Source organism: Micromonospora sp. DSM 43699, from assembly GCF_055517075.1.
Map to the genome: position 1 here is coordinate 1 of NZ_JBTMMT010000120.1, position 9705 is coordinate 9705.

Below are 9705 nucleotides of genomic sequence, written 5' to 3' on the forward strand. Positions count from 1 at the left end.
GCCTGTGTCTGGCCCGGCCTGTGTCTGGCCCGGCCTGTGTCTGGCCCGGCCTGTGTCTGGCCCGGCCTGTGTCTGGCCCGGCCTGTGTCTGGCCCGGCCTGTGTCTGGCCCGGCCTGTGTCTGGCCCCGCCCGGAGCAGGCTGGAACCCTGCGGGAGCGGGACCTGTCGCTGGTGCTGCTCGCGTCCTTTCGAGCTGATGACGTTGGCGATTCACACGACCGGCCCGCCCGTTACCTACCTGATCGTCGCCAACCGGGCCTTCGGCCGCCCGGCCAGGTACGACCGCCTGCCCGGGTCGTTTCGCCCTTCTCCGCCCTCGCGTCCGGCGTACCGGCACCGACCGATCAGCGCGGAAGGGGCGGAGGAACCGCGCGGGCTCCAGACGACCAGGGCGCGGACCGCAGGTGGACAGCGGGGTGAACAGCGGGGTGGACAGCGGGGTGGGCAGCGCGGGGCGGCGGCGGGGTGGACGGCGCGGGGTGGGCAGCGCGGGGCGGCGGCGGGGTGGACGGCGCGGGGCGGCGGCGGGGTGGACGGCGCGGGGTGGACGGCGCGGGGCGTGAGCGGGGTTGGGGCGCTGGTGAATCGTTTACGTCATCAGCTCGAAAGGACGCGAACAGCACCCTTCAACCCTCGGCGATCCGCTCTCCGTGGGACGAGGTCGGCCTCAGCCTGCCGGCTCTCGGGTGTCGAACAGCGGTGTCGAAATCCGTAGCGTGCCGTTGTTCCGGCCGGTTGACCTCGGCGGGGCAGGGGTGGCCAGTCAGGGCAGGAGTCACATCCGCTGCTACCAGCCATCAGCCCATCACCTTCAGGGCAACCCGGCCAGCCTCACAGCCAGCCTCACAGCCAGGTCTGGTCGGTCGTCGCCGGGGCGGCCAGTCGGAGCAGACCGGGCATGCCGAAGCGGTCGGCGAAGCCGCGTACCCGGTCGAGGGCGACCGCCGCCTCGGCGGGGTCGGCCAGGATCAGCGCCGGCACCGACAGCGCGGTGGTCAGCATGTGGTCGGTGGTGTCGGTAATCCGCGCGTAGCTCGCCGCCGCCGTCCGGAACAGTCGGGTGGCGCGGTGGGCATCCCCGTCGGCCAGTGCCAGGGCGGCGTCGGCGACCTGCCCGGCGGCCTCCGCCCAGGGGGTCATCCGGGCAGACCGGTCGAGCAGGTCGTGGACCAGCCGGGCGGCTTCCGGGCCGAGCACCGCGGCGACGTGCCCCACCGCCGGCACCCACTCGGCGAACGGGATCATCCGGGTACGACGCCAGTCCTCGTCCAGCTCCACCAGCAGCCGCATCGCCTCGTCGGGTCGACCTCGGACGGCCCGGCAGAGCGCGGCGTGTGCCAACGTCGACCGCAGCACCCGGTGGAAACCGCTGCGCCGTGCGGCGACCAGCGCCTGGGCCACCAGGTCCTGACCACCCGCCCCGGCCTCGACCACCCCGCCCTCGACCACCCCGGCGTGGCCTGTGGCGGACGGGGTCGGCACCGGGCGGGACGCCCCGTCGGTCGGCGGGTCCCCGGCGCGCAGCGCCCGCATCCACCCCGAGACCGCCACGATGTGCAGGTCCCACTCGGCGGTCGGTCGGCGGGTCGACTCGGCGGCCATCTCCAGCGCCGCCACCCAGTCGCCGGCGTAGTACGCCCGCGCCCACTGGTCGGCGAAGCTGGTCGCCAGGCCGTGCCCACCGGCCAGGTCGAGCGAGCGCTGTTCGTCGACCAGCCGGGCCGACCGGGCCAGGTCGCCCTCCTCCTGGGCGGCCCAGGCCAGGTTCTGCACCGCCCGGCGTCGGCAGGCCAGCCGGTCCGCCCGGCACTGTTCGGCCACCTCGGCCAGCTCCGCGTACGCCTGCTGTTCGCCGGCCAGGTAGCGGGCCACCGCCAGGGTGATCCGGGCGTTGGCCCGTACCTCGGGAAGCACCAACTGCTCGGCCAGCTCGGCTGCGGAGCGGGCCGCCGCGCGGGCGGGATCGGTCTCGAAGTTGAGCATCCGGACCCGGGCCAGCTCCAACAACGCCTCCGCCTTGTCCTCGGACTCGGGCAGCTCGGCGTAGATCTCGTTGGCCCGGTCCAGGCAGCGCAGCGTCTCGGACCGGTCGGCCCGGCTCCAGGCGGCGGTGGCGAGCAGGGTCCAGGCGCGGGCCGCGCCGGCACGGTCCCCGGCGGCGGCCAGCCGGTCGACCAGCCCGGTCAACGTCTCGGTGCCCCCGTCGACCAGGAACGTGTCCCCGTCGCGGAACAGGGCCAGCTGGGCGGCGAACAACTCCAGGCCCGGGTCGGCCTTCCCGCCGACCGCGAGGGCCCGGTCGACAAGCGTCGCCGCGTTGTCCAGGGCGTGCAGCGCGCTGGCCCGTCGGGCGGCCCGGTGCAACGCGGTCCGGGCCGCCATCGCGTACGGGGCCAGGTCCAGCCCGACGGTCCGGGCGATCTCGTGGGCGGTCCAGCGGTGGTTGGCCAGCACCTCGGCCAGATCCTGCTGCCCGGCGTCGGCGCGCTGGGCCAACCAGTCGGCGGTGCGCTGGTGCCGCAGCACCCGTTCCGCCCGGGGTAGCCGTTGGTAACACACGTCGCGGACCAGGATGTGCCGGAACCGGTACTCCGGCTGACCGACCATCGTGGAGGTGGGCAGCTCGAAGACCATGTCCCGGCGCTGCAACCGGTCCAGTGCCCGCTCCACCCACTCCACCGTCCGACCCAGGGCGGTCGCCACCGGGCCCGGCCAGAACTGCACCCCGACCACGGCGGCGGTCTGGAGTACCGCCCGGTCGGCCGGGTCGAGCAGGTCGAGCCGGTTGGCGATGACCGCCTGGACGGTGCGCGGCATGTCGGAGCCGCCGGTCGGGTCGAACCGGGCGGCCGGGTCCAGCAGCCCGCCGTCCATCAGCATGCGGGCGTACTCCTGGGCGTACAGCGGGTTGCCGTCGGCGAACTCGATCAGTGGCGCCCGGGCCGCCGCCGGCAACGCGGCCTGGCCGAGCAGCAGGGAGTAGAGGGTGTCGATGTCCGCGTCGTGCATCGGCGGCACCGAGATCGACATCGCCCCGCTGATCGTGCCGGTCCAGGCCGGGTGCCGCTCCCGCAGCTCCGGCCGCGCGGTCGCCACCACCAGCAGCGGTACGCCCCGGGCCGCCGCGCCGAGCTGCTCGACGAAGGTCAGCATCGCCTGGTCGGCCCAGTGCATGTCCTCGAAGACCAGCACGGTCGGACCGTGCCCGGCGAGGGTGAGCAGGAACCGCCGCCAGGCCGCCTCGGTCTCGCCCTGGTTGAGTCGTTCCCCGGCCACCCCCAGCAGTGGCCCGAGCGCGCCGGCCAACCGCAGGGCGTGCGGATCGTCGAGCTGACCGAGCCGCTGGCGTAGCCGGTCGTGCAGCGGCTCCGGGTCGTCGGTGTCCGGCACCCCCAGCCAACCCTTGACGATGTCCGCCAGCGCGGCGTACGTGACGTTCTCGCCGAACGGTGGGCACTGCCCGACCAGCCAGGTGACCCGGTGGCCGGGCAGGTTGGCGGCGTGCCGGGACAGCTCGCGCAACAGCCGGCTCTTGCCCACCCCGGCCGGACCGAAGACGGTCACCAGCTGGGAGGTGCGCTCGTTGACGGTGCGGTGCAGGGCGCTGACCAGCAGGCCGCGCTCGTGCTCCCGGTCGACCATCGGGGTCAGCTCGGCGGCCTGCGGGTCGGTGCGCGGCCGGGCCCGTACGGCGAGCCAGATCCGGCTGACCGCCGAGCGTCCCCGGAGGGTGACCGACGGCCGGTCGACGTACTCCAACTCGTGTCGGGTGGCCGACCAGGTGCTCTCGTCGACGACCACCCCGCCGGTGGGGGCCAGCGCCTGCAACCGGGAGGCGGTGTTCACCACGTCACCGGTGACGAAGGCCTGGCCACCGTCGCGGGTGGCGGAGAGGTCCACCAGCGCCTCACCGGTGGCCACGCCGACCCGGAAGCCCAGCGGCGGTTGCGGCCCGGCGGTCTGCCGGGCCAGGCTGCGTTGCAGCTCCAGACCGGCCCGGACGCAACGCAGCGCGTCGTTGTCGGTGGCGACCGGGGCGCCGAAAAGGGCCATCACCGCGTCGCCGATGTACTTCTCCACCACCCCGCCGTACTGGTGGACCAGCTTGCGGACGGTGGCGAAGTACGCCTGCTGGAGGCTGCGCGCCTGCTCCGGGTCGGCCCGCTCGGCGTACGTGGTGAAGTCGACGATGTCGATGAAGAGCACGCTGACCTGGCGGCGGTCCTCCTGCACGGTGATCCCGCGGTCGCGCAGCGGCTGCCCGCAGTTGGTACAGAAGCTGGCCTCGGGGCTGTTGGCGTGCCCGCAGGAGGCACAGCCGAGCGTCAGCGCCTGTCCGCAGCCGCCGCAGAAGCGGTCGTCCGGTCCCGCCGCCCGGGAGCAGTGTCCACACTTGAGGTCGATGACGAACTCCGTACGTGAGGAGGTCCCAGTATCCCGCTGCGGCGGGCCAGTCGGGTACCCGACGTGCGGTCGGACCCTGCGGTTGGGCGGCCGCCACTAGTGTTCCTCACGAGGAGAACTCACTGTCAGGAGAGTGGCCGTGCAGGTGCGCTTGTCCGCCTACTGGACCGACCCGGACGGCACCGTCCGGTCCCCCGGGGAGACGGTCGACGTCGATGCGGTCACTCTCGCCAGAATGGAGGAACAGGGCATGGTGGAGAATCCCGACAGCCAGTCGACCTCGGACGCCGGCACGACCACGGGTTCGACGGCCAAGCCACAGAAGATCGGACCCGGGCCGACGACACCCCCGGAGAAGATCGGCCCGGGGCCGACCGCTCCACCCGCGGACGACAACGGCAGGTGACCGACCGGCGTGCCGGTGGATCTCGGTCCGCCGGCCACGCCGCGCTGTCTGCCCCGCTGCCGCGCCGCCCGGACCGCTCCACCGCCCGGAGCATGCCGCCGCCCGGCCGCGCCGGGAAGCCTGGTCAGCGGTCGCTCATGCCGGCCCGGCGGCGCAGCGCCGCCACGTCGGTGACCACGATCCGGCGGCCCTCGGTACGCAGCCAACCCCGGCTGGCGAAGGAGCCGATCGCCTGGTTGACGCTCTGCCGGGACCCCCGGCCATCTCGGCCAGCTGGCTCTGGTTGAGCTCGATGGTGATCATCGGGGCCTGGCTCTCCCCGGCCAGCCGGACCAGCGTCTTGGCCACCCGGCCGGGCAGGTCGAGGAAGACGTGGTCGGCGTTCTGCTCGGTGAGCCGCCGGATCAGACCACCCAGCGACCGCATCACCGCGTCCAGGATGCGCGGGTTGGAGTGCACCAGTTCCATGAAGGCCGGACGGGACAGCGCGAGGGCGGCGCAGTCCTCGATCGCCTCGGCCGAGGCCGAACGGGTGGAGGCGTCCAGCAGGGAGACCTCGCCCAGCACGTCCGGCGGCCGGATGACCGACAGCACGGCGCGTTCCCCGGTCGGCGCGGTGCGGAACACCGCCACCGCCCCCCGACGCAGCACGATCAACGACTCGCCGGGATCGTTCTCGACGAAGAGGAGCTGGCCCTTGCGGTAGGTGCGCGGCACGGCCGCGGCGATCACCCGTTGGCGTACCTCCGGCTCCAGGCCGGCGAACATCTCCACCCCGGTGAGGGCGTCACCCGGCTCCGGCAGGCGCATCTCCACGGCCCCACCCCTCCCCCGGTCACGGACCACAACTTCGCTCACCGGGTGAACCCTGACGGCCCCTGCGGAGGTGAACTGACACCTGTTCGGCGTCCGGTAGCGGTACACATCAGATCATGACGGCCCAGTCGCTTGCTGTACACCCCCGTAGACCTTTCCGTGACACTCCCGAGCTGCGGCGGACGGTGGCGACCACCGTCCGCGCGCGGGGACGGCACCCCGACCGGCGACGGTCACCGACCGTGGGCGAGGATGGACGGCGATGGTCTACCGCTACTTCTACGACTGCGAATTCATCGAGGACGGCCGGAGTGTCGACCTCGTGTCGATAGGTGTCGTCGACGAGTACGGCCGCGAGTTCTACGCGGTCTCCACCGAGTTCGACGACTCCCGCGCCATACCCTGGGTCCGTCGTCACGTGCTGGACAAGCTCCCCTCACCTGCCGACCGGGCCTGGCGTTCCCGCGCCCGGATCCGCGACGACCTGTACGAGTTCCTGCTGGAGCCGATCCGCGACCGGCCGGGCGAGCAACTGGAGCTGTGGGCCTGGTACGCCGCGTACGACCATGTGGTGCTGGCCCAGCTCTGGGGGGCGATGCCGGCGCTGCCCCGGGAGATCCCCCGCTTCACCAAGGAGCTGCGGCAGCTCTGGGACGACCTCGGTCGGCCCCGGCTGCCGGACGCGGCGGCCGACCGGCACGACGCGCTGGTCGACGCCCGGCACAACCTGGCCCGCTGGCAGGCGATGACAGCCGGTGACGGTCGGCAGGTTTGACAGGCGTGGTCCGGGGCACCGGTTCGGGCGAGCCGATCCGAGGGAGTGCGCCATGGCCGACGATGCGACCACCATCACCGACGCCCGGCGACGGGTGACCGAGCTGATCCGGGACGCCCGGATCTGCATGCTGACCACGATCGGCGTGGACGGCCGGCTGCTCAGTCGGCCGATGGCGCTCCAGGCGGCCGAGTTCGAGGGCGACCTGTGGTTCTTCGCCTACACCGACTCGGCCAAGATGCGCCAGCTCCGGGTCAACCCGGAGGTCGACGTGGCCTTCTCCGACCAGCGGCACCACGCCTGGGTCTCGATCTCCGGCACCGCCCAGGAGGCGTACGACCGGGCGCGGGCCGAGCAGCTGTGGAACCCGGTGCTCAAGGCGTGGTTCCCGGACGGCCTGGACACCCCCGGGCTGACCCTGCTCAAGGTGCACGCCAGCTCGGCCGAGTACTGGGACTCGCCGGGTGGCTCTGTGGTCAACCTGCTCGGCCTGGCCAAGGCGGCGGTGACCGGCGAGCCGCCGAAACTGGGCGAGAACCACGAGGTCAGTTACTGACCGGTAGCCGGCCGGTGCGGGTCGGGGCGCGGTGTCGGCGTACACCTGGGCCGACTACAGTGCGCACTGACGGCCCGCCCCGGGCCGGCAACGGTGCCGATGGTCTGAGCTGACACATATCCTGGGGCTTATCCGGGCTTCACCTGACGTTTCAGGAGGATGTGCAGATCATGCGTATCGGCGTGCTCACCGGCGGCGGCGACTGCCCAGGTCTCAACGCGGTCATTCGGGCGGTGGTCCGTAAGGGCGTCGCTACTTACGGTCACGAGTTCGTGGGTTTCCGGGACGGGTGGAAGGGTCCGCTGGAGGGCCTGTCCAAGCCGCTCGGCATCCCCGAGGTGCGGGGCATCCTGCCCCGCGGCGGCACCATCCTCGGCTCGTCCCGCACCAACCCGTTCAAGATCGAGAACGGCGTGGAGCGGATCAAGGAGAACCTCGCCGCGCAGGGCGTCGACGCCCTGATCGCGATCGGCGGCGAGGACACCCTGGGCGTCGCGACCAAGCTGCACGAGCTGGGCGTCAACGTGGTCGGCGTACCGAAGACGATCGACAACGACCTGGGTGCGACCGACTACACCTTCGGCTTCGACACCGCCGTCAACATCGCCATGGAGGCGATCGACCGGCTGCACACCACCGCGGAGAGCCACCACCGCACCCTGGTCGTCGAGGTGATGGGTCGGCACGCCGGCTGGATCGCCCTGCACGCCGGCCTGGCCGGTGGCGCCAACGTGATCCTGCTGCCGGAGCGCAAGTTCGACGTCGAGCAGGTCGCCGGCTACGTCGAGAAGCGCTTCCAGCACCAGTACGCCCCGATCGTCGTGGTCGCCGAGGGCGCCCAGCCGCTCGACGGCCAGATGGTCCTGCACAACCAGGAGCTCGACGCCTTCGGTCACGTCCGCCTCGGCGGCATCGGCCAGTGGCTCGCCGAGCAGCTGGAGGCGAAGACCGGCAAGGAGGCCCGGACCGTCGTGCTCGGGCACATCCAGCGCGGTGGCACCCCGACCGCCTTCGACCGGGTGCTCGCCACCCGGCTCGGCCTCCAGGCGATCGACGCCGCGCACGAGGGCGACTGGGGCAAGATGGTCGCGATGCAGAGCACGGACATCGTCCGGGTGCCGCTGGCCGAGGCCACCCGCGAGCTGAAGACCGTCCCGATCGAGCGTTACGACGAGGCCGAGGTCTTCTTCGGCAGCTGACCCGCCCACCCCTGCCCCTCCGCCACGCCGGAGGGGCAGGGGGTACGGGACGGGTCGAACGGGACGGAAGGGTGGAGATGGCGGCTGCGAAGCACACCGTCGCGGTGATCGGGGCGGGAAAGATCGGTGAGCTGGTGCTCTCCGGGCTGTTGCGGTCCGGCTGGCCGGCGCAGCGGCTGCTGGCGACCGCCCGCCGTCCCGTCCGGGCCGAGGAACTGGCCACCCGGTACGGCGTACGGGTGGTCGACAACCTGACCGCCGTCGACGAGGCGGCGGTGCTGGCGGTCGCGGTGAAGCCGCAGGACGCGGGCACCCTGCTGGACGAGATCGGCCCGAAGGTGCCGGCCGACAAGCTGGTCATCTCGCTCTGCGCCGGGCTGCCCACCAGCTTCTTCAGCCGCCGGCTGCCCGAGGGCACCCCGGTGGTCCGGGTGATGACCAACACCCCGGCCCTGGTCGACCAGGCGATGAGCGCGATCTCGGCCGGCGCGCACGCCACCGGTGAACACCTGGCCCTGGCCGAGGAGATGTTCGCCCCGCTCGGCGCGACCCTGCGGGTGCCCGAGTCGCAGCAGGACGCGGTGACCGCCCTCTCCGGCTCCGGGCCGGCCTACTTCTACCTGCTGGTCGAGGCCATGATCGACGCGGGCATCCTGCTCGGCCTGCCCCGGCAGGTGGCACACGAGCTGATCGTGCAGACCGCGATCGGCTCGGCGATTATGCTGCGCGACTCCGGCGAACACCCGGTCAAGCTCCGCGAGGCGGTCACCTCCCCGGCCGGCACCACCATCTCGGCCATCCGCGAGCTGGAGAAACACGGCGTACGCGCGGCACTGCTGGCGGCGCTGGAAGCCGCCCGCGACCGCGCCCGCGAACTGGCCGCCCAGGCCGACTGACAGCCGGCAGCGACAGGGGTGGGTGCGAAAGATTGGTCCGTCATGTGCTGGTGGGAAGCAGCTCACCGTTGACGAGGTATCGGCAGGTGCCGAGGGCGGCTGCTGCAACGGCATTCGTAAGCCGACGCCAGACATAGGGTCGAAGCATCGGCTCGGCTTCATCGGGCGGGCTCAGGTGGTACGCCGGTAGTTCACCGTCGGCCAGCCGTAGCGCTGCTTTCTTTTCCCCACGAAGCACGCCGCCTAGGTACGGCGAACGTGAGTGCCCCATACTGGCCCGGTGTTCACTCTCGCCCAGGCGCGGTACCTGGTCGCCACCCTGCAGCCCCGCATCGACGAGCTGATCGGTATCCGGGCCGACCTGGCCGAGTTACGGGCCGACCTGGCCGGCCCCGGGATGTCGGCGCTGGGCGGCCGGGCCGAGGTCAAGGCCCTCGAGGCCCGGCTGCACGGCGTGCTGGAGGATTTGAACTCGCACGACATCCAGGTCAAGGGGATCGCCCCGGTGCTGCTCGACTTCCCCGGCGAACACGACGGCCGCGCCGTGCTCTGGTGCTGGCTGGAGGGCGACTCCGACGTGCGCTGGTACCACCGCGTCGAATGCGGCTTCGCCGGCCGCCGCCCAATCCGCTAACCCACCCCCCCACACCCC

Annotated in this window: 7 protein-coding genes and 1 pseudogene; 6 read left to right on the forward strand and 2 right to left on the reverse strand. The window is 72.4% G+C overall.

Translation table 11 applies throughout. The features are described 5' to 3' along the window. Positions 1 to 844: 844 nt before the first annotated feature. On the reverse strand, positions 845 to 4405 hold the full coding sequence (locus AC0AIB_RS30535) for an ATP-binding protein (protein WP_465097998.1): 3561 nt from the start codon (positions 4403 to 4405) through the stop codon (positions 845 to 847). A 139-nt stretch (positions 4406 to 4544) separates the two neighbouring features. Between AC0AIB_RS30535 and AC0AIB_RS30540 the strand changes: the two genes are divergently transcribed. Further along, complete coding sequence (locus AC0AIB_RS30540) at positions 4545 to 4811, forward strand: hypothetical protein (RefSeq protein ID WP_328344301.1); 267 nt, start codon at positions 4545 to 4547, stop codon at positions 4809 to 4811. Between the two features lie 124 nt (positions 4812 to 4935). Here the strand turns inward: AC0AIB_RS30540 and AC0AIB_RS30545 are convergent. Beyond that, positions 4936 to 5627: pseudogene (locus tag AC0AIB_RS30545) on the reverse strand (Crp/Fnr family transcriptional regulator). A gap of 262 nt (positions 5628 to 5889) precedes the next feature. On the opposite strand from AC0AIB_RS30545, the gene AC0AIB_RS30550 reads away from it, so the two are divergent. The 5 genes from AC0AIB_RS30550 to AC0AIB_RS30570 all read left to right on the forward strand — a co-directional run bounded on the left by AC0AIB_RS30550 (position 5890) and on the right by AC0AIB_RS30570 (position 9687). Continuing rightward, positions 5890 to 6402, forward strand: a complete 513-nt coding sequence (locus tag AC0AIB_RS30550; RefSeq protein WP_328344303.1) for a polyadenylate-specific 3'-exoribonuclease AS — start codon at positions 5890 to 5892, stop codon at positions 6400 to 6402. Positions 6403 to 6454: 52 nt separating this feature from the next. Then, positions 6455 to 6958, forward strand: a complete 504-nt coding sequence (locus AC0AIB_RS30555) for a pyridoxamine 5'-phosphate oxidase family protein (RefSeq protein ID WP_328344305.1) — start codon at positions 6455 to 6457, stop codon at positions 6956 to 6958. 170 nt (positions 6959 to 7128) lie between these two features. Beyond that, a complete protein-coding gene (locus AC0AIB_RS30560; protein ID WP_328344307.1) occupies positions 7129 to 8157 on the forward strand; it encodes a 6-phosphofructokinase in 1029 nt (342 codons plus the stop codon). A gap of 77 nt (positions 8158 to 8234) precedes the next feature. After that, positions 8235 to 9053, forward strand: coding sequence for a pyrroline-5-carboxylate reductase (proC, locus tag AC0AIB_RS30565; RefSeq protein WP_328344309.1), 819 nt, complete (start codon positions 8235 to 8237; stop codon positions 9051 to 9053). 280 nt (positions 9054 to 9333) lie between these two features. After that, entirely contained in the window at positions 9334 to 9687 is a 354-nt protein-coding gene (locus AC0AIB_RS30570) for a DUF2203 domain-containing protein (protein ID WP_328344311.1), read from the forward strand. Positions 9688 to 9705: the final 18 nt, after the last annotated feature.